23 protein-coding genes are annotated in these 25,354 nt (G+C 62.2%); 10 read left to right on the top strand and 13 right to left on the bottom strand.

The features are described 5' to 3' along the window. Positions 1-419 precede the first annotated feature (419 nt). The gene (locus OKQ63_RS09000; protein WP_264213589.1) at positions 420-1,970 is read left to right on the top strand and encodes a trimethylamine methyltransferase family protein; all 1,551 of its coding nucleotides are present in this window, start codon (positions 420-422) and stop codon (positions 1,968-1,970) included. Positions 1,971-2,702: 732 nt separating this feature from the next. Here the strand turns inward: OKQ63_RS09000 and OKQ63_RS08995 are convergent. Further along, the gene (locus tag OKQ63_RS08995) at positions 2,703-3,923 is read right to left on the bottom strand and encodes an acyl-CoA dehydrogenase (protein ID WP_264213588.1); all 1,221 of its coding nucleotides are present in this window, start codon (positions 3,921-3,923) and stop codon (positions 2,703-2,705) included. A 99-nt stretch (positions 3,924-4,022) separates the two neighbouring features. Between OKQ63_RS08995 and OKQ63_RS08990 the strand changes: the two genes are divergently transcribed. After that, complete coding sequence (locus OKQ63_RS08990) at positions 4,023-4,934, top strand: LysR family transcriptional regulator (RefSeq protein WP_264213587.1); 912 nt, start codon at positions 4,023-4,025, stop codon at positions 4,932-4,934. A gap of 69 nt (positions 4,935-5,003) precedes the next feature. Here OKQ63_RS08990 and phoB read toward each other — a convergent pair whose 3' ends face one another. The 10 genes from phoB to OKQ63_RS08940 all read right to left on the bottom strand — a co-directional run bounded on the left by phoB (position 5,004) and on the right by OKQ63_RS08940 (position 14,640). Beyond that, entirely contained in the window at positions 5,004-5,693 is a 690-nt protein-coding gene (gene phoB, locus OKQ63_RS08985; RefSeq protein ID WP_264213586.1) for a phosphate regulon transcriptional regulator PhoB, read from the bottom strand. A gap of 3 nt (positions 5,694-5,696) precedes the next feature. Further along, on the bottom strand, positions 5,697-6,407 hold the full coding sequence (gene phoU / locus OKQ63_RS08980; protein ID WP_264213585.1) for a phosphate signaling complex protein PhoU: 711 nt from the start codon (positions 6,405-6,407) through the stop codon (positions 5,697-5,699). Between the two features lie 17 nt (positions 6,408-6,424). Beyond that, entirely contained in the window at positions 6,425-7,222 is a 798-nt protein-coding gene (pstB, locus tag OKQ63_RS08975) for a phosphate ABC transporter ATP-binding protein PstB (RefSeq protein ID WP_264213584.1), read from the bottom strand. A 15-nt stretch (positions 7,223-7,237) separates the two neighbouring features. Further along, a complete protein-coding gene (pstA, locus tag OKQ63_RS08970) occupies positions 7,238-8,596 on the bottom strand; it encodes a phosphate ABC transporter permease PstA (protein ID WP_264213583.1) in 1,359 nt (452 codons plus the stop codon). After that, positions 8,596-10,068: a phosphate ABC transporter permease subunit PstC gene (pstC, locus tag OKQ63_RS08965; protein WP_264213582.1), complete on the bottom strand. Its 1,473-nt coding sequence runs from the start codon at positions 10,066-10,068 to the stop codon at positions 8,596-8,598. Before pstC ends, pstA begins: the two co-directional genes overlap by 1 nt. 109 nt (positions 10,069-10,177) lie before the next feature. Beyond that, the gene (locus OKQ63_RS08960) at positions 10,178-11,218 is read right to left on the bottom strand and encodes a substrate-binding domain-containing protein (protein WP_264213581.1); all 1,041 of its coding nucleotides are present in this window, start codon (positions 11,216-11,218) and stop codon (positions 10,178-10,180) included. 207 nt (positions 11,219-11,425) lie between these two features. Further along, complete coding sequence (locus OKQ63_RS08955) at positions 11,426-12,466, bottom strand: sensor histidine kinase (RefSeq protein WP_264213580.1); 1,041 nt, start codon at positions 12,464-12,466, stop codon at positions 11,426-11,428. Positions 12,467-12,568: 102 nt separating this feature from the next. Next, complete coding sequence (locus tag OKQ63_RS08950) at positions 12,569-13,090, bottom strand: gamma carbonic anhydrase family protein (protein WP_264213579.1); 522 nt, start codon at positions 13,088-13,090, stop codon at positions 12,569-12,571. Beyond that, complete coding sequence (gmk, locus tag OKQ63_RS08945) at positions 13,087-13,728, bottom strand: guanylate kinase (protein ID WP_264213578.1); 642 nt, start codon at positions 13,726-13,728, stop codon at positions 13,087-13,089. The genes OKQ63_RS08950 and gmk overlap by 4 nt, the downstream gene beginning before the upstream one ends. A 15-nt stretch (positions 13,729-13,743) precedes the next feature. Continuing rightward, positions 13,744-14,640, bottom strand: coding sequence for a YicC/YloC family endoribonuclease (locus OKQ63_RS08940; RefSeq protein WP_264213577.1), 897 nt, complete (start codon positions 14,638-14,640; stop codon positions 13,744-13,746). A 240-nt stretch (positions 14,641-14,880) separates the two neighbouring features. Between OKQ63_RS08940 and OKQ63_RS08935 the strand changes: the two genes are divergently transcribed. Further along, a complete protein-coding gene (locus OKQ63_RS08935) occupies positions 14,881-15,708 on the top strand; it encodes a PAS domain-containing protein (RefSeq protein ID WP_264213576.1) in 828 nt (275 codons plus the stop codon). A gap of 155 nt (positions 15,709-15,863) precedes the next feature. On the opposite strand, the gene OKQ63_RS08930 is transcribed toward OKQ63_RS08935, so the two are convergent. Further along, positions 15,864-17,234 carry a class II 3-deoxy-7-phosphoheptulonate synthase gene (locus OKQ63_RS08930; protein ID WP_264213575.1) on the bottom strand — a complete coding sequence of 457 codons (1,371 nt, stop codon included), beginning with the start codon at positions 17,232-17,234 and terminating at the stop codon, positions 15,864-15,866. Positions 17,235-17,417: 183 nt separating this feature from the next. On the opposite strand from OKQ63_RS08930, the gene OKQ63_RS08925 reads away from it, so the two are divergent. After that, entirely contained in the window at positions 17,418-18,422 is a 1,005-nt protein-coding gene (locus tag OKQ63_RS08925; protein WP_264213574.1) for a GlxA family transcriptional regulator, read from the top strand. 10 nt (positions 18,423-18,432) lie between these two features. Here the strand turns inward: OKQ63_RS08925 and OKQ63_RS08920 are convergent, their stop codons facing one another. Next, positions 18,433-19,536 (bottom strand): PQQ-dependent sugar dehydrogenase, encoded by a 1,104-nt coding sequence (locus tag OKQ63_RS08920; protein WP_264213573.1) that lies wholly within the window; start codon positions 19,534-19,536, stop codon positions 18,433-18,435. 189 nt (positions 19,537-19,725) lie between these two features. On the opposite strand from OKQ63_RS08920, the gene OKQ63_RS08915 reads away from it, so the two are divergent. The 6 genes from OKQ63_RS08915 (at position 19,726) to OKQ63_RS08890 (ending at position 25,348) form a co-directional block, all read left to right on the top strand. After that, complete coding sequence (locus tag OKQ63_RS08915; RefSeq protein WP_264213572.1) at positions 19,726-20,919, top strand: ABC transporter substrate-binding protein; 1,194 nt, start codon at positions 19,726-19,728, stop codon at positions 20,917-20,919. Positions 20,920-21,017: 98 nt separating this feature from the next. Beyond that, positions 21,018-21,806 (top strand): ABC transporter ATP-binding protein, encoded by a 789-nt coding sequence (locus tag OKQ63_RS08910; RefSeq protein ID WP_264213571.1) that lies wholly within the window; start codon positions 21,018-21,020, stop codon positions 21,804-21,806. 76 nt (positions 21,807-21,882) lie between these two features. Further along, positions 21,883-22,596, top strand: a complete 714-nt coding sequence (locus OKQ63_RS08905) for an ABC transporter ATP-binding protein (RefSeq protein WP_264213570.1) — start codon at positions 21,883-21,885, stop codon at positions 22,594-22,596. Positions 22,597-22,599: 3 nt separating this feature from the next. After that, complete coding sequence (locus tag OKQ63_RS08900) at positions 22,600-23,019, top strand: hypothetical protein (protein ID WP_264213569.1); 420 nt, start codon at positions 22,600-22,602, stop codon at positions 23,017-23,019. Next, positions 23,019-24,029 (top strand): branched-chain amino acid ABC transporter permease, encoded by a 1,011-nt coding sequence (locus tag OKQ63_RS08895; RefSeq protein WP_264213568.1) that lies wholly within the window; start codon positions 23,019-23,021, stop codon positions 24,027-24,029. The genes OKQ63_RS08900 and OKQ63_RS08895 overlap by 1 nt, the downstream gene beginning before the upstream one ends. After that, positions 24,026-25,348, top strand: coding sequence for a branched-chain amino acid ABC transporter permease (locus tag OKQ63_RS08890; RefSeq protein ID WP_264213567.1), 1,323 nt, complete (start codon positions 24,026-24,028; stop codon positions 25,346-25,348). Before OKQ63_RS08895 ends, OKQ63_RS08890 begins: the two co-directional genes overlap by 4 nt. Positions 25,349-25,354 lie beyond the last annotated feature (6 nt).

The following is a 25,354-nucleotide window of genomic DNA, read 5'->3' as shown; positions in this document are numbered from 1 at the left end:
ATGCGCCGTTTCAGCGCGTCATCCCCAAGGACACCAGTATCGCAATTAATGCTTAATATTTGGTTCCTCCAGCCAGCTTGCCAACAACGGAGAGCGCCGCACAGCGTAAAAAATAGAGATTAAACCATTAAAACTAATCGGATTTTAGTGATCCGCGGCGCGAGCGGCCGCCTGCCCGGGCAACACCCGCGAATGAAAAATATGTCGTTTTTTTCACCGCAGTCGTTTATGTGCTAGAATCGACGCGCAAGCATGCCATTTTGCGGTGAAAGAAACAGGAGTCCGCATGCAGGGAGAACGCAGCTTCGTCAGCCTCATCCACCGCACCATTGGTGCGGCCCGAGGCCGTGCCGCCAGGGGGCGGCCGCACTGAGTTGAAATTCCGGAAATTTCCACTCACACCTCCTGAAAGGCTCAACATGAACGATCAAGCCTCCCCGTCCCGTGCCACCCGCAGTGGCGGCCGGAATGCACGCCGTGCCGCCCGCGCTGCCGCACTGCCAGAACACCTTCGTCCGGTCCGTCCCGGCATGGAATCCACTGCTCTGAAGGTGCTGAGCCAGGCTGACATGGAGAAAATCCACGAAGCCGCGCTGACAGCTCTGGAAGAGATCGGCCTCGCTGACGCCCCGCAAAGCGGTATCGACTACCTGACCGCGGCGGGCTGCATCCCCGGCGACGACGGCCGCATCCGCTTCCCCCGCGCCCTTGTCGAGGACACCATCGCCAAGGCCAACCGCTCCGTCACGCTGTTCAGCCGCGACGGCAAAACAGATCTTCAGCTGTCTGGCGGCCGCGTGCATTACGGCACCGCAGGCGCTGCGGTAAGCGTTGTGGACGTGCATGGCCGCGAATACCGCGACTCCACCGTGCAGGATCTGCACGATGCCGCCCGCATCTGCGACCAGCTGGACAACATCCACTTTGTCCAGCGCCCGATGGTCTGCCGCGACATCGCCGACAATTGCGAAATGGATCTGAACTCCATCTACGCCACCACGGCCGGCACAACCAAACATGTGGGCGTCTCCTTCACGGAACCCGGGTTCGTGAAACCTGGCCTGGAGCTTTTGCACATGATTGCTGGCGGCGAGGACAAGTGGCGCGAACGTCCTTTCGTGTCCAACTCCAACTGCTTTGTGGTTCCGCCGATGAAATTCGCGACCGAATCCTGCGAAGTGATGGAGGAATGCATCAAGGGCGGCATGCCGGTGCTGCTGCTGTCGGCGGGCATGGCTGGCGCCACTGCCCCTTCCACCATCGCCGGAGCCATTACCCAGGCGGTGGCCGAATGCCTGGCCGGCCTGGTTTATGTAAACGCCGTAAAGCCTGGCGCCCCCGCGATTTTCGGCACCTGGCCCTTTGGCCTGGATCTGCGCACGGGCGCCATGTCCGTGGGGTCTGGCGAACAGGCGCTGCTGACCGCAGGCTGTGCCCAGATGCACAAATTCTACAACCTGCCAGGCGGTGCGGCTGGCGGCGCGTCAGACTCCAAACTGCCCGACATGCAGGCAGGCTGGGAGCAGATGTGTTCTGCCGTCATGGCCGGGCTTTCCGGTCTCAACATGGTTTATGAAGCAGCCGGCATGCATGCCTCGCTGCTGGGCTTCTGCCTTGAGTCGCTGATCCTGGACAATGATCTGCTTGGCCAGGCGCAACGCTGTGTCCGCGGCATCGAGGTGAATGACGAGACCCTGGCGCTGGACCAAATGCGCGCGACCTGCCTTGGCGGGCCGGGACATTACCTGGGGACGGATCAGACCCTCAGCCGGATGCAGGTGGACTATGTCTACCCTGAATTGGGAGACCGGACCTCTCCCAAGGAATGGGCAGAACGCGACAAACCCGACCTGATCCAAAAGGCGGTTGCGAAAAAGGAGCAGATCCTGTCCCAGCGCGCCGCCGCCCGGTTCGATGCCGCAACCGACATGGCAATCCGGGAAAAGTTCAACATTCACCTCCCGGCTTAAACGCCTTTGATCAATCGCAACGGGCCGGTCATCTCCGGCCCGTTGTTTTTCCTTTGGCGGCACATGGTTTCGCCCCTCTGCCCGGCCTGCCGGAGACGCCGCACCTCCGCTGCGACGCTGATCAAACGCCCTGCACACATGCCAGGCTCGCAGCAAGCAGTGGATTGGGCGTTCCTTCCCCGGGCGTCCCAATTGCGTTCCAAAGTTTGAAAAAGTGCAAAAGACAGCTTCCCCTACCTCAACGCCCATGGTAACCTATTGTTAAGACGAGAACTTATGCAAAACTCTGAGCCCCCTTGACGCGGAGCTTTGCAGTTTTGCCCCGGGATATACGCAATACGATTTTGCGAAAACGCAGTGCATTGCACTTCCGGGAGTTCGCTCCAATGAGCATCCCGACAAGATTGCACTACGCGCAGGCAATGCGGGACCAGCAGCCTTGGTATGAATTTTTGCAGTGCTTGCGCTCTAAATGCCCGCCAGTTCCTGCTGGCGTGCAAGCGAATCTGAAACCCGATTAACTATTCTGAATAGCAGCCTGAGGCTTTCTAGTTGATTCCGCCCGTGCCCGGCCGTCGCGGATTAAGCGTTTTGGATCCATAATCGAGGCATTTTTCAGATCCTTGCTCGTGCAAGTCTTTGCAAAACCTCAGACCCGGCCCCAGCTGCAGGAATGCAAATCCGAAATGCGGAAATGCAGCACAAGACACTGTCCTGTGCTGCAGTGCCCCTTCAGAAGAACGCCTGCAATCCGGTCTGAGCCCTGCCCAGGATCAGCGCATGAACGTCGTGCGTGCCTTCATAGGTGTTCACCGTTTCAAGGTTCACCATGTGGCGGATCACGTCGAACTCGAGGCTGATGCCATTGCCGCCGTGCATGTCGCGCGCCATCCGGGCAATCTCCAGCGCCTTGCCGCAATTGTTACGCTTGATGATGGAAATCATCTCTGGTGCAGCATTGGCCTCATCCATCAGCCGGCCGACCCGCAAGCTTGCCTGCAAGCCCAATGTGATTTCTGTCTGCATATTCGCCAGTTTCAACTGGAACAGCTGTGTGTTTGCCAGCGGACGGCCGAACTGAACGCGGTCCAAACCATACTGGCGCGCCGCGTGCCAGCAGGCTTCAGCCGCCCCCATCGCGCCCCAGCTGATGCCGTAGCGGGCGCGGTTCAAGCAGCCAAACGGCCCTTTCAGCCCCTCGACATGCGGCAGCAGCGCATCTTCGCCAACCTCAACGCCCTTCATCACGATCTCGCCGGTGATTGAAGCACGCAGACTTGCCTTGTTCTGAATTTTCGGCGCGCTCAGGCCTTTCAGGCCCTTGTCCAGCACAAAGCCGCGGATCTTGCCGCCATGGGCTTCGGATTTGGCCCAAACGACAAAGACATCGGCGATCGGCGCATTCGAGATCCACATCTTGGATCCCGTAAGCTTATAGCCACCCTCGGTTTTCTCTGCCCGGGTCTTCATGCTGGCAGGGTCGGAACCTGCGTCCGGCTCGGTCAGCCCGAAGCAGCCGATCCATTCGCCGGTGGCCAGTTTCGGCAGGTATTTCTGGCGCTGCGCTTCACTGCCATATGCATAGATGGGATACATCACCAGCGAGCTTTGCACCGACATCATCGAACGGTAGCCGCTGTCGACCCGCTCCACCTCGCGGGCAACCAGGCCATAGGAGACATAACCGCCGCCCAGCCCGCCGTACTCCTCTGGGATGGTGGTGCCAAGGAGGCCCATTTCCCCCATCTCGCGGAAGATTTCCGGGTCGGTTTCCTCGTTTTCATAAGCATTTAGCACGCGCGGCTGAAGTTTTTCCCGGGCATATGCGCGGGCCGAGGCGGAGATCATCCGCTCATCCTCAGTCAGTTGGTCTTCCAGCCGCAGCGGGTCTTCCCAGTTAAAACGGCCCAGATCCGGGGCATCCTTGGCGCGCAGGGCGGGTTTGTCGGTCATCTTGTCACCTCAGTGGTTCGCGAATTAAGCAAACCCTAACGGGAGGTGAACGGAAAAAACAGCGAGACTTTGGCAACAAAGCATGACAAACACTCATACATGACTGTGCCACGCAAATTCTTGCCCTCGATCTCCTCCCTGCGCGCACTGGAGGCGCTGGACCGGCTTGGCAGCGCCTCAGCCGCCGCCGATGAACTGGCCCTGACGCAAGGCGCCGTCAGCCGCCAGCTGCAAACGCTCGAGCGGCAATTGGGGATGGAACTGGTGCAGCGCGACCAGAAGCGGCTGGCGCTGACAACGGAGGCGCAGGATTACGCCGCAGAAATCCGCCAGGCATTGAACCAGATCGTGCAATCAACGCTGCGTTTGCAGGCCGCTCCGCTGGCCGGGACGCTCAATCTGGCCATTCTTCCGGCGTTCGGCATGCGCTGGCTGATGCCGCGGCTGCCGGAGTTCGCCCGGCTGCATCCGGATGTGACGATCAACATGGCCACCCGGCTTGAGCCATTCAACTTCGCCACCGAACCCTTTGATGCTGCAATTCATTTTGGCAATGCAGAGTGGCCGGGCACGCAATCGCTGCTGCTCAAGCACGAACAGCTGCTGCCGGTCTGTGCGCCACAGCTTCTGGATGGCCGGACAGTCGCAGGTCCCAAGGACATTTTCAAGCTGCCGCTGCTGCATATCCAAACCCGGACCACCGCCTGGCGCGACTGGTTCGACCGGCACGGCATCGCCGCCGGAGATGGTTTGAGCGGCACGATCTATGACCAATTCGCAACCATCTCGCAGGCCGCTCTGCATGGGCTTGGGGTGGCGCTGATGCCGGATTACCTGGTGGAACAGGACCTGGCGACAGGACGTCTGGTGGCGCTTCACCCCGAGCCGCTGGAGTCAGCCGGCGCCTATTACCTGGTCTGGCGGGAGCGGAAATCACAGGCGCCTGCGCTGCTGAAATTCCGCGGCTGGCTGGCGGGGAAAGCGCAGCCGGAAGATCCGCTGCCGCGCTGAGTGGCAAGAGCAAAACGGGGGGACAGGCGTGCAACCCCTGCGCACTGCCTGACTCCCCCTGATGCCGCTTCAGCCGAGCGCGTAGCCCGCACCGCGCACGGTGCGTACCGGGTCGTTGCCGCCGAACTGGGTCAGCGCCTTGCGCAGCCGGCCGATGTGAACATCGACGGTGCGGGTGTCGACATAGATGTCGCGGCCCCAGACCCGGTCCAGCAGTTGCTCGCGGCTCCACACCCGGCCTGGCTTCTCCATGAAGGTGGAGAGCAGGCGGAACTCGGTGGGGCCCAGTTTCAGCGGATTTTCCGCGCGGCTGACCTTGTGGGTTTCCGCATCCAGCACGATATCGTCATATTCCAGCCGCACCCCCACGGTGGAGGGCCGCACCCGCCGCAGCTGGGTACGCACCCGGGCCATCAGCTCGATCACCGAATAGGGTTTCACCACATAATCGTCGGCCCCGGTTTCCAGCCCGCGCACCTTGTCAACCTCCTCGGAGCGCGCCGACAGCATGATGACCGGAATATTGCGGGTTTCCGCGCGTGTCTTGAGCCGGCGGCAGACTTCGATGCCGCTTAGGTTGGGCATCATCCAGTCGAGGATGATGATGTCGGGCATGTCCTCCTCGACCACCAGCAGCGCTTCCTCGCCATGTTCGGCGCGCAGCACTCGGAAGCCGTCGGCCTCGAGGTTGTAGGCCAGCACTTCCCGCTGGGCCATTTCGTCTTCAACCACCAGAACGGTGGGCTGATCGGCAGCCATCGGTCAGATCTCCTGCGGCGTGGTCGAGGTTGTGTCGGCTTTCTTGCGGTCTTCCTCCGGCTTTTCGCCGGTCACCAGATAGATCACCTGTTCGGCAATGGAGGTCACGTGGTCGCCCATGCGTTCGGTGTTTTTTGCGATGAAATGCAAGTGCATACAGGCCGAAATGTTGCGCGGATCCTCCATCATGTGGGTCAGGAATTCGCGGAACAGGGCGTTGTACATCTGGTCCACATCGCGGTCGCGCTCGATCACGTCGCGGGCCAGTTCCACGTCGCGCTGGATGTAGGAATCCAGCGCATCCTTGAGCATCCGCTCCACCTCGCGCGCCATCCGGCGCAGCGCCGCGGCGCCTTCGCTGGTGTTGGGGCCCTGGGCCAGGACGCCGGTGCGCTTGGCCATGTTTTTTGCATAGTCGCCAATGCGTTCCAGGTTGCCGGCGATCTTCATCACCGAGAGCACCAGCCGCAGATCCGACGCCGCAGGCGCGCGCAGTGCGATCAGGCGGGCGGTTTCCTCGTTGATCAGTTCTTCGAGCCCGTCGATTGCCTTGTCACCCTGGCGCACGGTCAGCGCCAGTTCCTCATCCCGGGTTTCCAGAGCGCGGGCGGCTTCGCGGATGGCGTCCTCGACCAGGCCGCCCATTTTCATGATCCGGGCCTGGATGGCCTCCAGGTCGCGGTCGAAAGCGGATGCAATATGCTGTTCAGCCATGTTGATTTTCCTTGAAATCAGCCGATCCGGCCGGTGATGTAGCTTTCGGTGCGCGGATCTTCGGGGTTGGTGAAGATCTGGCCGGTGAGACCGAATTCCACCAGGTTTCCAAGATGGAAAAAGGCGGTTTTCTGGCTGACCCGGGCGGCCTGCTGCATCGAGTGGGTGACAATCACCACCGAGTAGCGGCTGCGCAGTTCGTCGATCAGTTCCTCCACCTGGGCGGTGGCGATTGGATCCAGCGCCGAGCAGGGTTCGTCCATCAGCAAGACTTCGGGTTCGGTGGCGACGGCGCGGGCGATGCACAGGCGCTGCTGCTGGCCGCCGGAGAGACCGGTGCCGGGGGCTTCCAGGCGGTCCTTCACCTCATCCCAGATGGCACCGCGGCGCAGGGATTTTTCAACAATTTCATCCAGTTCCACCTTGTTCCTCGCTAGACCGTGGATGCGCGGGCCATAAGCCACATTGTCATAGATCGACTTGGGGAACGGGTTCGGCTTCTGGAACACCATGCCAACCTTGGCGCGCAGCTGCACCGGGTCGACGCGCTTGTCATAGATGTCCTCGCCATCCAGCAGGATGTCGCCCTTTACGCGGCAGGTGCCGATGGTGTCGTTCATCCGGTTCAGGCAGCGCAGGAAGGTCGACTTGCCGCAGCCCGAAGGGCCGATGAAGGCGGTGACGGTCTTGTCCTCGATCTCGACATTCACGTCTTTGATCGCGTGGCTGTCGCCGTAGTAGACGTTCACGTCCTTGGCGGCGATTTTGATGTTCTGTGTGTCCACGGTGTTATCCATCAAGGTCATGTCGTTCATTGCACTATGCCCCTTTTACCAGCGGCGTTCAAAGCGGCGGCGCAGGATCACCGCGAGGGTGTTCATGGTCACCAGGAAGATGAGAAGGATGATGATGCCGCCCCAGGCGCGCTCGTAGAAGGCCGGGTCGGCGCGTTTGGCCCATTCGTAGATCTGCGCGGGCATCGCCGAGTTCGGGGCCAGCAGGCCGTCGGCCAGGCTCTCCGGCGGGTTGGAGGCGATGAAGCCGACCATGCCGATCAGCAAGAGCGGCGCGGTTTCCCCCAGCGCCTGCGCCAGGCCGATGATGGTGCCGGTCAGAATGCCGGGCGCGGCCAGCGGCAGCACGTGGTGGAACACCGCTTGCATTTTCGATGCCCCCACCCCGAGGGCCGCGTCGCGGATCGACGGCGGCACCGATTTCAGCGAGGCGCGGGTGGAGATGATGATGGTCGGCAGCGTCATCAGCGTCAGCACCAGCCCGCCCACCAGCGGCGCCGAGGTCGGCAGGTGCATGTAGTTGATGAACACCGCGAGGCCGAGAATACCGAACACGATCGACGGCACCGCGGCGAGGTTGGAGATATTCACCTCGATCATGTCGGTGAGCCAGTTTTGCGGTGCGAATTCCTCCAGATAGATCGAGGCGGCGACGCCAATCGGCAGCGCCAGCGCCAGCACCACCAGCATCATGAACAGCGAGCCCAGCATCGAGACCCCCATGCCGGCCGCTTCGGGGCGGGCGTCGGAGGCATCTGCACCGGTGATAAAATCGAGGTTGAAGGTCTTCTCCAGCACCCCGGCGGCGGCCAATGCATCAACAAGATCAAGCTGTTCGGCGGATATGTTCTTGTCGTTGACGATGCTGCCGCGGGTCACGCGCCCCTTCAGGTAACCGTCGACCCGGCTGGAGGCGAGGAAGCGGAACTCTACCGTCTGACCGATTTTATCAGGGTTGGCGATCACGAAATCGCGCAGCTGGGCGGCGACGTCCTTGGACAGGATGCCAGCCAGCTCCTTGGATTTGAGCCCGGTCTCGATGCCCAGCTCTGCAACTGCGGCCTCCATCGCGCCCTTGATGATCGGGGCGTAGCCGAAGGTGGTGACCTTCTTGATATCCTCGATGTTGCGGCTGCCCTTCTTGTCGAGCTTGGCTTCCACCAGCTCCACATTCAGCGTCACAAAAGTCTGCTGGAAGGCACCGGTGCCCCTGCCGACGATGGTGGTCACCAGGATGACCAGCATGACCAGGCCGGCCGCGATCGCAGCAACACCATAGGCGCGAAAGCGTTTCTCGGCGGCGTTCCGCTTCTTGGTGTGTGCGGTCTGCTGCAGCAGCGAGCCGCCGTGTCTTCGGGGCGCGGCACTTGCAGGGGTTTGGCTGAGGTCAGTCATTATTCGTACTGCTCCCGGTATTTGCGCACGATAAACAGCGCCAGGACGTTCAGGCCGAGGGTCAGGACAAACAGGGTCAGGCCCAGGGCAAAGGCAACCAGCGTTTCGGGGCTGGCAAAATCGGTGTCGCCAGTCAGCTGGCTGACGATGCGGGTGGTGATGGTGGTCATCGACTCCAGCGGATTGGCGGAGAACTTGGCAATTGCCCCTGCCCCCATCACCACGATCATGGTCTCGCCGATGGCGCGCGAGGCGGCCAGCAGCACCGCGCCGACGATCCCCGGCAGCGCCGCCGGCATCACCACCTGGCGCACGGTTTCGGATTTGGTGGCGCCCAGGCCCAGCGAGCCGTCGCGCATCGCCTGCGGCACCGCGTTGATGATGTCGTCGGACAGCGAGGACACGAAGGGGATCAGCATGATGCCCATCACCAGCCCCGCGGTCAGCACCGAAGTGGCGCCTGCCATCCATTCCACGCCCAGCAGACCGCCCTTGGCAAAGAGATTGGCCAGCGCCGGACCGACGGTCAGCAGCGCAAACAGGCCGTAGACAATGGTCGGGATGCCCGCGAGGATCTCCAAAAGCGGCTTGGCAAAGGCGCGCACCGCGTTGCTGGCGTATTCGGACAGGTAGATAGCCGCAAACAGCCCCACAGGCACCGCCACCAGCAGCGCGATGAAGGAGATGTAGAGCGTGCCCCACAAGAGCGGCAGGATCGACAGGTCACTGCCGCCGCGGAAGTTCGGCGCCCAGGTGCTGCCAAAGAAGAAGTCGGTCCAGCTGTGCAGGCCGAAGAAGTTCCTGGTCTCGAACAGCATCGACAGGACGATGCCGACCGTGGTCAGGATCGCCAGCGAAGCGGCGAGGATCAGCAGCGCCAGAACGCCGCGCTCGACCACGTTGCGGGCGCGGAAATCCTTGTGGGTGCGGCTGTAGGCCCAGGCAAAGCCGCCAAGCGCCAGCAGCGCAACAACGACGGTCATTGCAGTTTTGCCGGTATGCGACAGGTTGCGGTAGGTCTGGGCCGCGGTCAACACCTCCGGCCGCACATCCGAGCCGAGGGCGACACCCACCTCGCCCAAGAGGGCGCGCAGGTCCTGCTCGCCACTGGAGGCTTCGCGCGCCTGACGGCGGGTCAGCACCTCCTGCTCCACCGCCAGATCCAGCCCTTCGGCAACCCGGCGCACGTCGCTCATCACCAGGCCGAGGGTCGCGTTTTCCGGAACCGCCTCAGCCGGGATCATGCCGGACACGCGGTTCTCGATGACCAGCGGCTGTGCCAGCAGCCAGATCGCCAGCACCGCGATGGCGGGCACAAACGACGCCAGCGCGACGCAATAGCCATAGTAGGAGGGCAGCGAATGCAGGTCTTTTACATCGCCCCCGGCGGTTCTGAGCGCGCGGCTGCGCCCTAGGTAGAAACCCGCTGCGGACAGCGCAAGCAGGAGAGCAACGAGCCAGAAAGTGGGCATGGAGGGCTCCGTTAGGCGGTGACGGAAAGGGAAACGGTGTCGGGGACCGGAAGAAACAGGGCCGGGGCAGAAGGATCCGCCCCGGCAAAACTCACGTTAGGGCAAAGGCTTAGGAGTTGCCGCCCATGACAGCTTCGCTGGCGACGGTTTCCTGGGTGTCGGCCAGTTCCGGATCAGCCACCAGGCCGTATTCCGCCAGCGGCCCATCTTCGCCTGCGACTTCGTCAGCCACAAAGAACTCGGCATATTCCTTCAGGCCCGGGATCACGCCGATGTGGGCTTTCTTCACGTAGAAGAACAGCGGGCGGGAGACCGGGTACTCACCGGTTGCGATGCTTTCGGTCGAGGGGACAACGCCGGACATGGTGGCAACCTGCAGCTTGTCGGTGTTGTTTTCGTAGAACGCCAGGCCAAAGACGCCGATGCCGTCCTTGTTGGATTCAATCCTGGCCAGGGTCTCGGTGTAGTCGCCGTCGATGTCGACCGACTTGCCGTCGGTGCGCAGGGCGATACAGGCTTTCTCGGCTGCTTTCTTGTCGCCGCCGTTGGCTTCCTTGAAAGCGTCAAAGGCGCCGGTGGCTTCGCAGCCCGCCAGGATCACCTTGTCTTCGAACACTTCGCGGGTGCCATGCTTGGTGCCCGGCACAAAGGCCTGGATGTCAACAGCCGGGAAATCCGGGCTCACATCGGCCCAGGTGGTGTTCGGGTTATCCACCAGCTGACCGTCAGCAACGATCTTGTCGGACAGTGCCAGGAACCAGTCGGAGGGCGTGAATTCAAAACCGTTGGCGTTGATGTCGGAGGCAAAGACAATACCGTCATAGCCGATGCGGACCTCGATGATGTCGGTCACGCCGTTTTCGGCACAGGCGGCGATTTCCTTTTCCTTGATCTGGCGCGAGGCATTGGCGACGTCGATGGTGTTCTCGCCGACGCCCTCGCAGAACCGCTTGAGGCCCGCGGAGGAGCCGCCGGACTCCACAACCGGGGTCGGGAAGTCGAAGTTCTCGCCAAAGGCTTCTGCCACGATCGAGGCATAGGGCAGAACAGTCGACGAACCGGCAACCTGCACCTGGTCGCGCGCGGCGGCTGTGGTGGCGGATACGGCGGAAATTGCCAGGGCGGAAGCGGTCAGTTTCACAAAGGACATCTTTTGTCTCCATGAGATTTCAAGGTTCGATCACCCCCTCGATGATCTTGGGTCATCACCTAGAGGCCGCTGATGAGGCTTTTGTGACACCAGTGTAACAGCTTCATGACAAACCGGGTTCAGGCAGCAGAAAAGAGACATGAATCAGCAAGCCGCCGCCGGGAAATTCCGGCGGCGGCTTGCTTGCAAAGGTCATGCGGCCGGCGTCTACTCTGGCAGTATCACAGTGAAAACAGAGCCTTGGCCCAATTCGCTTTCGACCCGCAGCCGCCCGCGGTGGCGGTTGATGATGTGTTTTACAATTGCCAGGCCCAGACCAGTGCCGCCCATCTCGCGCGAACGGTGGCTGTCGGCGCGGTAGAAGCGCTCGGTCAGCCGCGGCAGGTGGACAGGGTCGATGCCCGGTCCGTTGTCGATCACCTGGACGCGGGCGGCAGGCGCGCGCACCGCCGGATCCCGGCCGGAGAAACTCAGCACCACCTGGACTTCGTCGCCGCCGTATTTCACCGCGTTTTCCACCAGGTTGAGGAACACCTGCCGGAGCTGGTCCGCGTCGCCGGTGACCGTGATGCCCTCTTGCGGCGCGTCCAGCTTCACAGCAACGCCACGGGCCTCGGCCACCGGCAGCAGCGTCTTGAGAGTCGACGCCAGATGGCCGGTCAGATCGACTTTCTCCTTGGGCCGCACCCGCTCCTCGCTTTCCACCCGGTTCAGGGACAAGAGATCTCCCACCAGGCGGTTCATGCGGCTGGCCTCACCCTCCATGATCGACAGGAACCGGTCCCGGGCCGGGGCGTCGTCCTTGGCCGGGCCGCGCAGGGTATCGATGAATCCGATCAGTGCGGTCAGCGGTGTGCGCAGCTCGTGGCTGACATTGGCGACAAAATCGCGCCGCATCTGGCCGGCCTGCTCGCGTTCGGTCACATCGTCGAAACAGGCCAGCACCGCGCCGCCGCCGACCGCACCGATTCCGGGCACATAACGCAGGGTGACGGCAAAGGTTGTGTCCTGTGCGCCGTCGTTGGCGAGGTGCCGGGCGGTGCGGGACTCGCGGTCGCGCAGGCAGCCTTCGATGGCGGTGGCGACGCTGGGCTGGCGCAGGATGGTGGCGAAATGGCGCCCCTTCACTCCCTGCCCCAGCAGCGTTGCCGCCTCAGCATTTACCGCGATGAACCGCTCCGTCTGGTCCACCAGCACCGCAGGCCGCGGAATGGCGGCCAGAAATCCGTCGATCAGCTCCGTCGTCATCAGATCCCCGCAGTTGAATGTCCGGCCTGCCTAGCGCTGCCATGTAAACCTGATGTGGCAGCAACCGTTCAGGCCGCGCAAAATGTTCAGGGGCCAGACCCGTTACAGCGGTTTCAGCTCCGCCCGGAAACGGCGCATGTTATCCTGGTAGAGCAGCGCGCTCCGGGTGAGCTTTTCGGCCAGCGCGGCGTCGACCTCCCGCACCACCTTGCCGGGGCTGCCCATGACCAGAGAGTTGTCGGGGATTTCCTTGTTCTCGGTGATCAGAGCACCGGCGCCGATCAGGCAGTTCCTGCCGATCCTGGCGCCATTCAGGATCGTTGCCCCCATGCCTACCAGGGTATTCTCCCCGATGGTGCAGCCATGCAGCATTGCCTTGTGGCCGATGGTGCAGTTCCTGCCGATGGTCAGAGGATAGCCCGCGTCGATGTGCATCACCACATTTTCCTGCACGTTGGAGCCTTCGCAGATGCGGATTTCCTCGTGGTCGGCGCGGATGGTAACGCCGAACCAGACAGAAGAGCCCGCCTCCATCACCACTTTGCCAATCAGATTGGCATCAGGGGCGACCCAGGTGTCGTCGTGGATCCGCGGTTGGCTGTCCCCAAGGGCAAAGAGAGTCATGACTGTTCCTCGAATTGGGTTTGCAGGGCGCGCACATGCTCCTGCAGCTTGGGCTGCTGGATCCGGCGCATCCGTTCGGCCTCGACAATGGTCTTCAGCCGGGCTTCGGTCTCGTCCAGGTCGTCGTTGACCAGAACGTAATCGTAATAGCCCCAGTGGCTGATCTCATCCCAGCTTTTCTGCATCCGTTTGCCGATCACTTCGTCGCTGTCCTGGGCGCGGGTTTCCAGGCGGCGGCGCAGTTCGGGGATCGAGGGCGGCAGGATGAAGATCGACAGCGCGTGCTTGCCCAGGTCCGAATTGCGGATCTGGATTTCGCCCTGCCAATCGACGTCGAACAGAACATCCTGGCCCGCCTCGATGGTGTCCTTCACCGGACCGGCCGGAGAACCGTAGAAGTTGCCGAACACGTGGGCGTGCTCCAGCATGCCGCCTTCCGCCACCTTCTGGCGGAATTCGTCCTCGGACATGAAGTAGTACTCGCGTCCGTGCTCCTCGCCCGGGCGCGGCGCGCGGGTGGTGGCCGACACCGAGAACTTGAGCCCCGGGTCCCAGGCCATCAGCCGCCGGGCCAGCGTGGATTTGCCGGCGCCCGAAGGCGATGAGAGGATGATCAAAAGGCCGCGGCGGTCCGCCATCTGGCACTCCTTTTCTTATTCTATGTTCTGCACCTGCTCGCGCATCTGGTCGATCACGGTTTTCAGCTCAAGCCCCACCGCCGTCAAGGCGCTGTGCTGGGCTTTTGAACAGAGCGTGTTGGCCTCGCGGTTGAATTCCTGCATCAGGAAGTCGAGCTTGCGCCCTACCGCCCCGCCCTTGGCCAGCAGGTCGCGGGCCGCGGTGACATGGGCGCCAAGCCGGTCCAACTCCTCGGTCACATCGGCCTTCACGGCGATCAGCGCCAGTTCTTGTGCCACCCGGTCCGGATCGGCGCCATCGGCATTGTCCAGCACCCGGGCCAGATTGGCCTTGAACGTCTCCGCCATCTTCTCCCTGCGCTCTTCGGCACGCTGCCCGGCCTGGGCGGTCAGCGCCGCCACCTGCTTCAGCTGGGCGTTAAGGATTTGGGCAAGCGCAGCGCCCTCGGCCTCGCGCATCTGCACGAATTCCGCCACAAGGGTTTCCAGTTCCTTGCTCAGTGCCTTGACCAGCGGCGCCGGATCGTCGTCGCCTGCGGACTGTTCCAGCACCCCCTTGAAGCCGAGGACCTCAGCAGCGGAGGCCGGGCGGATGTCGACCCGGTTCTGCCTGGCGACCGACTGCGCCTCGCCCAGGGCCTTGATCACCGATTGCAGCACGGCACCGTTGATCTGCACCTGTCCGGCACTGTCTTCGATGCGGGAAATCCGCAGGGTGAGCGAGACATTGCCCCGCGCCAGCGCCTTGGCCAGCGCCGAACGGGTATGGTTTTCAAGGCCTTCCAGCCAGTCCGGCACCCTTAAGCGAAGATCCAGGCCCTTAGCATTGACCGAGCGGAGCTCCCAGCTCCAGCTGTGCTGTTCGGAGCTGCCCTGCGCTGAGGCAAAGGCGGTCATGCTGCGGATGGTCATGCGGGATGCCCTCTTATCTCTGGTGATTGATCAGCTCTACTGTCTCGAAAGTATAGGGTGCAAGCGCAATCGCATAAACGCGGCCCGCCCATCGCGTTAACCATTGCTTAAAGAAGTAGTCCAAATTTGAATTAGATTGTGTCATCTTAACTTCAGGGTAACCAATCCGGCCCTAAGTCTTAATGCAGCAAGGAGCTGCACAGGACGGACGGGATATCCGGCATTGCAGGGGATAATGAGATGATGTTTGGCAGCCGCAGCGGAACTGAAGCGACGACGGGTCAAGACAAAGTTGTTTCCATGAACCATTTCCGCAAAGGCGGGACGCGGTCGCCGCTGCGCCAGGCGGAGGCCTACTGGACGGCGCTGCGCCGCGGCGACGATGTGCCGAGCCGCTCGCAAATCGATCCTCGCGGCCTGGAGAACATCCTGAGCAACACTTTCATTCTCGAACGGATCGCACCGGGCATCGCCCGCTTCCGGCTGGCAGGGTCGCTGATCAATGAGATGGCCGGAATGGAAGTGCGCGGCATGCCGGTGACGGCGTTCTTCACCACCGAGGCGCGCAAGCAGCTGAGCGCAGCGATGGAGCACATGTTCGAAACACCCGCCATTGTGGAGCTGGAGCTGCAAATCGAGGCCCCGCGCCAGCGCACGCCGCGCGAGGCGAGAATGCTCCTGCTGCCGCTGCGCAGTGATCTGGGGGATATCAGCCGGGTCCTGGGAGTGCTGGTGGCGGATGAAAGCACCGCCTCCTCCACCTCGCAGCGGTTTTCGATCTCCTCGATTGAGATGCGCGCCGTCGGTAAGGCGCCCGGTTCCGCCGGCTTCAAGGCCAAGCCGCGCCCCGCCGCCAAGGACGAGCGCCGCGACGTGAACCATCCCAACCCGGGCTTTGCCGAAACCCAGGCGCGGTTCCAGCCGGAGCGCTCCCTGATCGAAGAAGCCAAAGCGCTGCTGGAGCGCAGCCGGGCGGGCAGACCCGCGGCAACGGCAGAGGCATCCGGGGCCGCACCGGCCAAGCCCAAAGGCGCTGCGCATTTGCGCCTGGTGGTCAGCCGCGACTGAGCGCCATCCGCGCCAGGCCGCCCGCGGCGGGAAATTATCTTTTCAAGTACAAGGTCATAGCACTTGAATTGACTGCGCCCCGAGGGAGAAACCCCGGGGCGCCTTTTTTCTGTTTGAAGAAACGGCAGGCCGCGAACCTGCGGCCCTTCCCGGCGTCAGCCAGCCTCGCGGGCGGATTGAGCCGCACGAAGAGCGGACAGTTCCTCCGCCACGAGGAAGGCCAGTTCCAGCGACTGGCTTGCGTTCAGGCGCGGGTCGCAGGCGGTGTGGTAGCGGTCGCTCAGGTCCTCGTCAGTCACCGCGCGCACACCGCCGGTGCATTCGGTCACATCCTGGCCTGTCATCTCGAAATGCACGCCGCCGGGGACGGTGCCCTCGGCCTTGTGGACGCCGAAGAAGTCGCGCACCTCGCGCAGCACGCTGTCGAAGGGGCGGGTCTTGTAGCCGGTGGAGGACTTGATGGTGTTGCCATGCATCGGATCGCAGACCCAGGTGACATTGGCACCCTCTTCCTTCACGGCCTGGATCAGCCGCGGCAGATGCTCGCCCGCCTTGCCGGCGCCGAAGCGGGCGATCAGGGTCAGCTTGCCCTGTTCGTTGTCCGGATTCAGCCGCGACATCAGCACCTTCAGATCCTCGGCTGTGGTCGTCGGGCCGCATTTCAGGCCGATCGGGTTCAGCACGCCGCGGCAGAATTCCACGTGGGCGCCGTCGGGCTGGCGGGTGCGGTCGCCGATCCAGATCATGTGGCCGGAGCCGGCAAGCCATTTGCCGGAGGTTGAATCGAGCCGTGTCAGCGCCTCTTCGTACTCCAGCAGCAAGCCTTCGTGACTGGTGTAGAATTCCACGGTGGAGAATTCATGAGTGGTTTCGGCGGTGATTCCCGCCGCACTCATGAAATCGATGGAATCCTGAATGCGGTTGGCAATCTCGCTGTACTTCTGAACTTCCTGTTCATCGGTGAAGCCAAGTGTCCAGGCATGAACCCGGCTCATGTCGGCAAAGCCGCCGGTCGAAAACGCCCGCAGCAGGTTCACTGTGGCCGCCGCCTGGGTGTAGGCCTGCAGCATTTTCTGCGGATTCGGGATGCGGGCCTCCGCGGTGAAGGCCAGCTCGTTGATGATGTCACCGCGGTAGCTGGGCAGCTCCACGCCATCCAGGGTTTCAGTCGGTGCGCTGCGCGGTTTGGCGAATTGGCCGGCCATGCGGCCCAGCTTCACCACCGGCACCTTGGCGCCGTAGGTCAGCACCATTGCCATCTGCAGCATCACCTTGAAGGTGTCGCGGATGCCATCGGCGCTGAACTGGTCAAAGCTTTCGGCACAATCACCGCCTTGCAGCAGGAAAGCTTCGCCGCGCCCCGCAGCGCCCAAATGCTGCTTGAGACGGCGCGCCTCGCCGGCAAAAACCAGCGGAGGATACTTGGAAAGCTGAGCCTCGACAGCATTCAGCGCTGCTGCATCGGTGTAGTCCGGCATTTGAACCCGCGGCTTCTGGCGCCAGTCCGATTTTTGCCATTCGCTCATGACTTTAACTCCGCTCAAGGGGGCTTTTAGGTATAATGGGTGCTCTCTATACAAAATCCGCACCGGGGTGGCCAGTTTAGAATTGCGTGCTCTTGACCCCGGCTCCAAGCTGTGAGCACGGTTTCCGGACCTGCCGCGGAGCGTGCTGCCGCGGCCCGACTTGTTTCTTGAAGGACGCGCGCCATGCAGACCACACGCAAGCCTGCTGATTCTGGAGTAGACGCCGGCCAGCCGAAGAGGTTCGTATTCGTGCTGCTCGACAAGTTCACGATGCTGTCTTTTGCATCGGCTGTCGAATGCCTGCGGATCGCCAACCGGATGAACGGCGCGGACACGTATTCCTGGACCCTGATCGGCGAAGGCGGCGAAAACGTAACCTGCTCTGCCGGCACCACCTTCCATCTGGACGACGACCTGGTCGAGCTGCGCCGCGATGACGTGGTGATGCTGTGCTCCGGCATCGACGTGCAGGAGGCCACCACCAAGAAGCTTTTGGCCTGGCTGCGCCGCGAGGCCCGCAAGGGGCTGACCGTGGGCGGGCTGTGCACCGCGTCCTATACACTGGCCAAGGCCGGGCTGCTGGACGGCAAGCGCGCCACAATCCACTGGGAAAACGCCGACAGCTTTGCCGAGGAGTTCGACGAGGTCGACCTGACCAAATCGGTGTTCGTGATCGACGGCAACCGGGTGTCCACCGCCGGCGGCACCTCCTCGATCGACCTGATGCTCAAGCTGATTGCCAATGACCACGGCGAGGAGCTGGCCAATGCGGTGGCGGATCAGCTGATCTATTCCTCGATCCGCACCGACCAGGACACCCAGCGGCTGTCAATCCCGACCCGCATCGGGGTGCGCCATCCCAAGCTGTCGATGGTGATCCAGATGATGGAGGCCAATATCGAGGAACCGATCAGCCCGTCGGTGCTGGCGCAGGACGTCGGCATGTCGACCCGCCAGCTGGAGCGCCTGTTCCGGCGCTACCTGAACCGCTCGCCCAAGCGCTATTACATGGAACTGCGGCTGCAGAAGGCGCGCAACCTGCTGATGCAGACCGACATGAGCGTGATCAACGTGGCCTTGGCCTGCGGCTTTGCCTCGCCGTCGCATTTCTCCAAATGCTACCGGGCGCATTACGACACGACGCCCTACCGCGAACGCGGCAGCAAGGCGGCCACCTACAAGGCCTGAAGGGAGCGTTCTACCGGGCCAGCCGGAATATTGCGCCCTCTGTTTCCGAAGCAAACCAAATGCTGCCGTCCGGTGCCTCCTGCACGTCGCGGATGCGGCCGGTCTCGCCGCTGCGCAATTGCTCCACCTCCTTGAGAGCGGTTCCGGACAGGCGGGAAATGTAGTCGAACTTGAGCGAGCCCACAAAAATATCGCCACGCCACGCAGGCCACATCCTGCCGGAGTAGATCATCATGCCGGACGGTGCGATGGAGGGGTCCCAGTACCACTCCGGCTGTTCCATGCCAGGTTTCGCGGAGCCCTCGCCGATCCGGGCGCCGGAGTAATGGCGCCCGTAGGAGATCACCGGCCAGCCGTAATTGGCGCCCTTGCGGACCCGGTTGACCTCATCGCCGCCTTTGGCGCCGTGTTCTGCGACCCAGAGGTTGCCTTGCAGATCCAGCGCCATGCCTTGCGGATTGCGGTGCCCGTAGGACCAGATCTCCGGCTGGGCGCCCTGCGTGCCGATGAACGGATTGCTGGCAGGGACCGTGCCATCACGGTTGATCCGCACCACTGATCCCTGATGCAGCCGCAGGTCCTGCGCGCTGGGGCGGTCGCCGCGCTCGCCCAGCGAGAGAAACAGGGTGCCGTCCCGCGCCTCGACCACGCGGGCGCCGAAATGCCGGCCGCCCCGCGCGCCGGGGGCGGCTTCGAACAACACCCTGACATTGACCAGCCTGGTGTTGTCCGGGTTGAGCTGCCCGGCGGCCAGCGCCGTGCCCGCCCCGCGCCCCTGGCGTTTTGCATAGGTGAGAAACACTTCCCGGCTTTGGGCAAAGTCCCGCGGCACCATCACATCGAGCAGCCCGCCCTGCCCTTCGGCGGCCACCTCAGGGGTGCCGCTGACCCGTTTCTTTTGTCCGCCGCGGACATGAAACAGGTGCCCGCCACGCTCGGTCACCAGCACACCGCCATCCGGCAGGAAGCCAAACGCCCAGGGCACATCGAACCCTCCCGCCACACGGGTCAGGCTAAGCTCTCCCTGGCTGGTTGCGAGATTTTCAGCCAGCGCAGGCGAGAAAACCGGCAGGAGAGTCACGGCGGCTGCCAGACGGCGGATAAACTGCAACATGGAGGTCTTTTCCTTCTGCTGATTCCACGGTAAATCCGCGCCGGCGCTGCATCCGGGGATCCTGAAGACGCGCAGCCTGGACCAAGCGGCCTTAGGAAAACTGTTCCGGTTCAATAGGACTTTCCTTTTTCAACCGGCTTGCCTAGGGTCCGATGTGAACATTTTTGTTCCAACAATGGGAGTTTTCAAATGAAGAAACTGCTGATGGCCACCGCGGCCGCTGCGCTGACGGCTGGCACCGCATATGCCGGCGGCCACGCCAAGGAAGTGAAACTGGGAATTCTGTTCGGATTCACCGGCCCGATTGAATCGCTGACGCCTGCAATGGCCAGCGGCGCGGAACTGGCCATGGAAGAAGTCACCAAGTCCGGCAAGCTGCTGGACAGCGCAACAGTCACCTCCGTGCGTGCCGACAACGGCTGCGTCGACAACGGTCTGGCTGTGGCAAACGCTGAGAAGATCATTTCTGAAGGCGTGAACGGCATTGTCGGCGGTGACTGCTCGGGGGTGACAGGCGCAGTTCTGCAGAATGTGGCTATTCCGAACGGCATGGTGATGATTTCGCCGTCGGCCAGCTCGCCCGGGCTGAGCACGATGGAAGACAACGGCCTGTTCTTCCGCACGACCCCGTCTGATGCGCGCCAAGGCCAGATCATGGCCGACGTCCTGAACGAGCGCGGCGTGTCCTCGATCGCCTTGACCTATACCAACAACGACTATGGCAAGGGCCTTGCGGATTCCATTCAATCCGCGTTTGAAGCCTCCGGCGGCACAGTCACAATCGTTGCGGCCCACGAAGACGGCAAAGGCGACTATTCCGCCGAAGTCGGGTCCCTGGCCTCGGCTGGCGGCGACGTTCTGGTCGTGGCCGGCTATTTGGATCAGGGCGGTCTGGGCATCATTCAAGGCGCGCTCGACAGCGGTGCCTTTGACAAATTCGGGCTGCCTGACGGCATGATTGGCGACTCCCTGCCCGCAAACGTCGGCCCGGACCTTGATGGCTCGTTTGGCCAGATTGCGGGATCGGACAGCGAAGGGTCCAAGATCTTCGCTGAAATGGCCAAGGAAGCGGGCTTTGACGGCACGTCGGCCTATGCCCCGGAATCCTATGACGCAGCTGCGTTGTTCCTGCTGGCCATGCAGGCTGCCAACTCCACTGACGCGGCAGATTACATGGGCAAGATCCTTGACGTTGCCAATGCCCCCGGCGAGCCGATCAACCCCGGCGAGCTGGGCAAGGCACTGGAAATTCTCGCCGCCGGCGGTGAGATCGACTATCAGGGCGCGACCGGCGTTGAGCTGATCGGCCCCGGTGAGAGCGCTGGCTCCTACCGTGAAGTCGAAGTTCAGGGCGGAAAAATCGAAACCGTCAAGTTCCGCTGATAAGAAACTGAAAAGACACGCGAAAGATCAGCCCGGGTTCCGCCCGGGCTGTTCCAAATTTAAAAACGCCGCAAAACTGCGGCAGGGGATGAAATGACATGATCGTCGTCGAGGACTTGCATAAGCACTTCGGCGGGTTCCAAGCGGTGGACGGCGCTTCGCTGGAAATCGCTAAGGGCTCCATAACCGGTTTGATCGGCCCGAACGGCGCCGGCAAGACCACTTTGTTCAATGTAATCGCGGGTGTTCTGCCGCCGACCTCCGGCCGTGTCACCATGGACGGCGAAGATATCACCGGCCTGCCCCCGCACCAGCTGTTCCACAAGGGGCTGCTGCGCACCTTCCAGATCGCGCATGAGTTCTCCTCGATGACCTGCCGGGAAAACCTGATGATGGTGCCGGGCGCGCAATCGGGCGAGTCGCTGTGGAACACCTGGTTCGGCCGCAAGCGGATCGCCGAAGAGGAACGCGCGCTGCGCGCCAAGGCGGATGAGGTGCTGGAATTCCTGACCATCAGCCATATCGCCGATCTGAAGGCGGGCGAGATCTCGGGCGGCCAGAAAAAGCTGCTGGAACTGGGCCGCACCATGATGGTGGACGCCAAGATCGTCTTTCTGGACGAGGTCGGCGCCGGCGTGAACCGCACCCTGCTTTACACCATTGCCGATGCCATCAAGCGCCTGAATGAAGAGCGCGGCTATACCTTTGTGGTGATCGAGCACGACATGGAATTCATCGACCGCCTGTGCGACCCGGTGATCTGCATGGCCGAGGGCAAGAAGCTGGCCGAAGGCACCCTGGATGAGATCAAGGCGAATGAGCAGGTGATCGAAGCCTATCTGGGCACCGGCCTGAAGAACAAAGACAAGCTGGAAACCGCAGGATGAGCGGCACGGTGAGCGTTGAGGGCCAGCCCCCGAACCCCCGGGATATTTTCAGCCAGATGAACAAGGGAGGCCTTTGATGTCTGAACCCTTTTTGATTGGCGACGGCATGACAGGCGGGTACGGCAAGGGGCCGGATATCCTGCATGACTGCACCATCGCCGTGAACCCCGGCGAAATCGCCGTGATCGTCGGCCCGAACGGGGCCGGCAAGTCCACCGCCATGAAGGCGGTGTTCGGGATGCTGAACGTGCGCTCCGGATCGGTGCGGCTCGGCGGTGAGGATATCACCGCGCTCAGCCCGCAGGACCGGGTTGTCAAGGGCATGGGGTTTGTGCCGCAGACCAGCAATATCTTCACCTCGATGACGGTGGAGGAAAACCTGGAGATGGGCGCCTTCATCCGCACCGATGATTTTGCGGACACGATGGAGCAGGTCTATCACCTGTTCCCGATCCTGAAGGAAAAGCGCAACCAGCCGGCAGGCGAGCTGTCCGGCGGTCAGCGCCAGCAAGTGGCCGTGGGCCGCGCGCTGATGACCAAGCCCAAGGTTCTGATGCTGGACGAACCCACCGCAGGTGTTTCCCCTATCGTGATGGATGAGCTGTTCGACCGCATCATCGAGGTCGCCCGCACCGGGCTGCCGATCCTGATGGTGGAGCAGAACGCCAAGCAAGCGCTTGAGATCGCGGACAAAGGCTATGTTCTGGTGCAGGGGCGCAATGCCTATACCGGCACCGGCAAGGAGCTGCTGGCCGATCCCGAAGTGCGCAAGTCGTTCTTGGGGGGGTGAGGTATGAAGATCGCTATACCAATATACCTCGCGCTGTCTTCTGGTGTTTCAGCCGAGCCCTGTCTGCTCAAAGAAGTTTGTACAGCCGAAACTGTATGTGCAAACGAGAGCCTCAGCTTGGAATTTTCGGGGCAACCGCCGCAAAAAGTTGAAACAAATTTTGGAATTTTCGCCGTCGAGCACGTTTCCGAAGCTGGCCAAGTACTGGACAAGATCGACGTGTCTGGAGCCGAATGGACAATCAAGTCCCCGCAGAAAATGCTTACGGCGCGTAGTGAAGACGAAGCATCTCACCGATCCTTGTTTTTGACAACAAACAAAGAAAATGAGTTTTCGGCGACGCTCTGGACCCAGCCTCGACGATACACGGAATACGAGCAAGCAAGGCGCGTGTTCACTGGACCTTGCGAAAAGGTGTTCTAATGGATCTTCTCAACGCCCTTGTGGCGCTTACCAACTATGTTGTTGTCCCCGGGCTGGCCTATGGCAGCCAGCTGGCGCTTGGCGCGCTGGGGGTGACGCTGATCTACGGGATCCTGCGGTTCTCGAACTTTGCCCATGGCGACACCATGGCGTTCGGCGCGATGGTGACGATCCTCTTCACCTGGTGGTTCCAGGCGATGGGTCTGAGTGCAGGCCCGCTGCCGACGGCGCTGCTGGCGCTGCCGTTTGGCATTCTGGGCACCATCGGCCTCGCGCTGTTCACTGACCGGACCGTCTATAGGTTTTACCGGCAGCAAAAGGCGAAGCCGGTGATCTTCGTCATGGTTTCGCTCGGGGTGATGTTCATCATGAACGGCATCGTGCGTTTCATCATCGGTCCCGGCGATCAGCGTTTTACCGATGGCGAACGTTTCGTGATTTCGGCGCGGACCTTCAAGGAACTGACCGGGCTGCAGGAAGGCCTGGCCATCAAGACCACCGAGGCGCTGACGGTGATCACCGCGGTGATCGTGGTGGCGCTGCTGTTCTGGTTCCTCAACAAGACCCGCACCGGCAAGTCGATGCGCGCCTATTCGGACAACGAGGATCTGGCGCTGCTCTCGGGCATCAATCCGGAACGGGTGGTGATGTACACCTGGATGATCGTCGCGGCGCTGGCGACCATTGCCGGGGTGCTTTACGGCCTCGACAAGTCATTCAAACCCTTCACCTATTTCCAGCTTCTGCTGCCGATCTTCGCCTCGGCCATCGTCGGCGGTCTCGGCAATCCGCTGGGCGCGATTGCCGGCGGGTTCATCATCGCCTTCTCCGAGGTGACAATCACCTATGCCTGGAAAAAAGTACTGACCTACGGGCTGCCCGACAGCCTGGCCCCCGACGGGCTGGTTCAGCTCCTCAGCACCGACTACAAGTTCGCGGTTTCCTTTGCGATCCTGGTTGTCGTCCTCCTGTTCAAGCCCACCGGCCTCTTCAAAGGGAAAGCGGTATGAGCGACACCATGAAACATTCCCTTCTCTTTGTCTTTGTCGGCGTGCTGATCCTGCTGGAAGGTGCCACGGATTTCCTGTTCTTCTCCGGCTCCTGGAACTCGGCGCTGGTGATCCTGAACATGGGGCTGATCTCGGCCATCATGGCGATCGGCGTGAATATACAGTGGGGCTTTGCCGGCCTGTTCAACGTCGGCATCATGGGCTTTACCGCGCTTGGCGGGCTGGCCGTGGTGCTGACCTCGACTCCGGTGATCCCCGAGGCCTGGTCCTCGGGCGGGATCGGCATCCTGATGGCGCTGGTTCTGGGCGCGCTGACGGTTGTGGCTGCGGTGATGATCACCAGGAACATGCCCGCGGGGAAAGCAAGAACGCTGGTGCTGCTGGCTGTTATGGCCTCGGGCTTTTTCGTTTACCGGGCCATTTTCGACCCGGCAGTGGGCCGCGTCGAGGCGATCAACCCGGCGCTGCAAGGCAATATCGGCGGCCTCGACCTGCCGGTGCTGCTGGCCTGGCCCGCGGGCGGTCTGCTGGCGGCTGGAGCTGCCTGGCTGATCGGCAAGACGGCTCTGGGCCTGCGCTCGGACTATCTGGCAATTGCCACGCTGGGGATTGCAGAGATCATCATCGCGGTGCTCAAGAACGAGGACTGGCTGTCGCGCGGCGTGAAGAACGTGGTCGGCCTGCCCCGTCCGCTGCCCTATGAGGTGGATCTGCAAAACGATCTGTCCTTTGTGGAGCGCGCTGCCAGCTGGGGCATGGACCCGGTCACCGCCTCGACCGTTTATGTAAAGGCGGGCTATGCGGTGATGTTCGCCGCGGTGCTGCTGGTGATTTTGTGGATGGCGCAGATGGCGTTGAAAAGCCCCTGGGGCCGGATGATGCGCGCGATCCGCGACAATGAGGTCGCCGCCGAAGCCATGGGCAAGGATGTCACCCGCCGCCATTTGCAGATCTTCGTGCTGGGCTCTGCGATCTGCGGCATTGCCGGGGCCATGATGACCACGCTGGACAGCCAGCTGACGCCGGGCACTTACAACCCGCTGCGCTTTACCTTCCTCATCTGGGTGATGGTGATCGTGGGCGGTTCCGGCAACAACTTCGGCGCGGTTCTGGGCGGCATGCTGATCTGGTTCTTCTGGATCAAGGTGGAGCCGATGGGCATTCTGCTGATGGAGGTTGTCACCTCCGGCATGGCCGAAGGCAGCCCACTGAAATCCCACTTGCTGGAAAGTGCCTCGCACATGCGTTTGTTCACCATGGGGCTGATCCTTCTGCTGGTGCTGAGATTCAGCCCGCGCGGGCTGATTCCGGAGAAGTGATGCATA

This window comes from Leisingera thetidis (assembly GCF_025857195.1).
Lineage (GTDB): Bacteria > Pseudomonadota > Alphaproteobacteria > Rhodobacterales > Rhodobacteraceae > Leisingera > Leisingera thetidis.
This window is presented reverse-complemented; position numbering and strand designations above follow the sequence as displayed.

Bases quoted from the DNA above. Each gene is read 5' to 3' on its own strand.
- OKQ63_RS08920 (WP_264213573.1), bottom strand. From the start codon at position 19,536: ATGTTGCAGTTTATCCGCCGTCTGGCAGCCGCCGTGACTCTCCTGCCG.
- OKQ63_RS08955 (WP_264213580.1), bottom strand. From the start codon at position 12,466: ATGACGACGGAGCTGATCGACGGATTTCTGGCCGCCATTCCGCGGCCT.
- OKQ63_RS08960 (WP_264213581.1), bottom strand. From the start codon at position 11,218: ATGTCCTTTGTGAAACTGACCGCTTCCGCCCTGGCAATTTCCGCCGTA.
- OKQ63_RS08895 (WP_264213568.1), top strand. From the start codon at position 23,019: ATGGATCTTCTCAACGCCCTTGTGGCGCTTACCAACTATGTTGTTGTC.
- pstA (WP_264213583.1), bottom strand. From the start codon at position 8,596: ATGACTGACCTCAGCCAAACCCCTGCAAGTGCCGCGCCCCGAAGACAC.
- OKQ63_RS08890 (WP_264213567.1), top strand. From the start codon at position 24,026: ATGAGCGACACCATGAAACATTCCCTTCTCTTTGTCTTTGTCGGCGTG.
- OKQ63_RS09000 (WP_264213589.1), top strand. From the start codon at position 420: ATGAACGATCAAGCCTCCCCGTCCCGTGCCACCCGCAGTGGCGGCCGG.
- OKQ63_RS08910 (WP_264213571.1), top strand. From the start codon at position 21,018: ATGATCGTCGTCGAGGACTTGCATAAGCACTTCGGCGGGTTCCAAGCG.
- OKQ63_RS08950 (WP_264213579.1), bottom strand. From the start codon at position 13,090: ATGACTCTCTTTGCCCTTGGGGACAGCCAACCGCGGATCCACGACGAC.
- phoB (WP_264213586.1), bottom strand. From the start codon at position 5,693: ATGGCTGCCGATCAGCCCACCGTTCTGGTGGTTGAAGACGAAATGGCC.
- gmk (WP_264213578.1), bottom strand. From the start codon at position 13,728: ATGGCGGACCGCCGCGGCCTTTTGATCATCCTCTCATCGCCTTCGGGC.
- OKQ63_RS08940 (WP_264213577.1), bottom strand. From the start codon at position 14,640: ATGACCATCCGCAGCATGACCGCCTTTGCCTCAGCGCAGGGCAGCTCC.
- phoU (WP_264213585.1), bottom strand. From the start codon at position 6,407: ATGGCTGAACAGCATATTGCATCCGCTTTCGACCGCGACCTGGAGGCC.
- pstB (WP_264213584.1), bottom strand. From the start codon at position 7,222: ATGAACGACATGACCTTGATGGATAACACCGTGGACACACAGAACATC.
- OKQ63_RS08900 (WP_264213569.1), top strand. From the start codon at position 22,600: ATGAAGATCGCTATACCAATATACCTCGCGCTGTCTTCTGGTGTTTCA.
- OKQ63_RS08995 (WP_264213588.1), bottom strand. From the start codon at position 3,923: ATGACCGACAAACCCGCCCTGCGCGCCAAGGATGCCCCGGATCTGGGC.
- OKQ63_RS08990 (WP_264213587.1), top strand. From the start codon at position 4,023: ATGACTGTGCCACGCAAATTCTTGCCCTCGATCTCCTCCCTGCGCGCA.
- OKQ63_RS08905 (WP_264213570.1), top strand. From the start codon at position 21,883: ATGTCTGAACCCTTTTTGATTGGCGACGGCATGACAGGCGGGTACGGC.
- pstC (WP_264213582.1), bottom strand. From the start codon at position 10,068: ATGCCCACTTTCTGGCTCGTTGCTCTCCTGCTTGCGCTGTCCGCAGCG.
- OKQ63_RS08935 (WP_264213576.1), top strand. From the start codon at position 14,881: ATGATGTTTGGCAGCCGCAGCGGAACTGAAGCGACGACGGGTCAAGAC.
- OKQ63_RS08930 (WP_264213575.1), bottom strand. From the start codon at position 17,234: ATGAGCGAATGGCAAAAATCGGACTGGCGCCAGAAGCCGCGGGTTCAA.
- OKQ63_RS08915 (WP_264213572.1), top strand. From the start codon at position 19,726: ATGAAGAAACTGCTGATGGCCACCGCGGCCGCTGCGCTGACGGCTGGC.
- OKQ63_RS08925 (WP_264213574.1), top strand. From the start codon at position 17,418: ATGCAGACCACACGCAAGCCTGCTGATTCTGGAGTAGACGCCGGCCAG.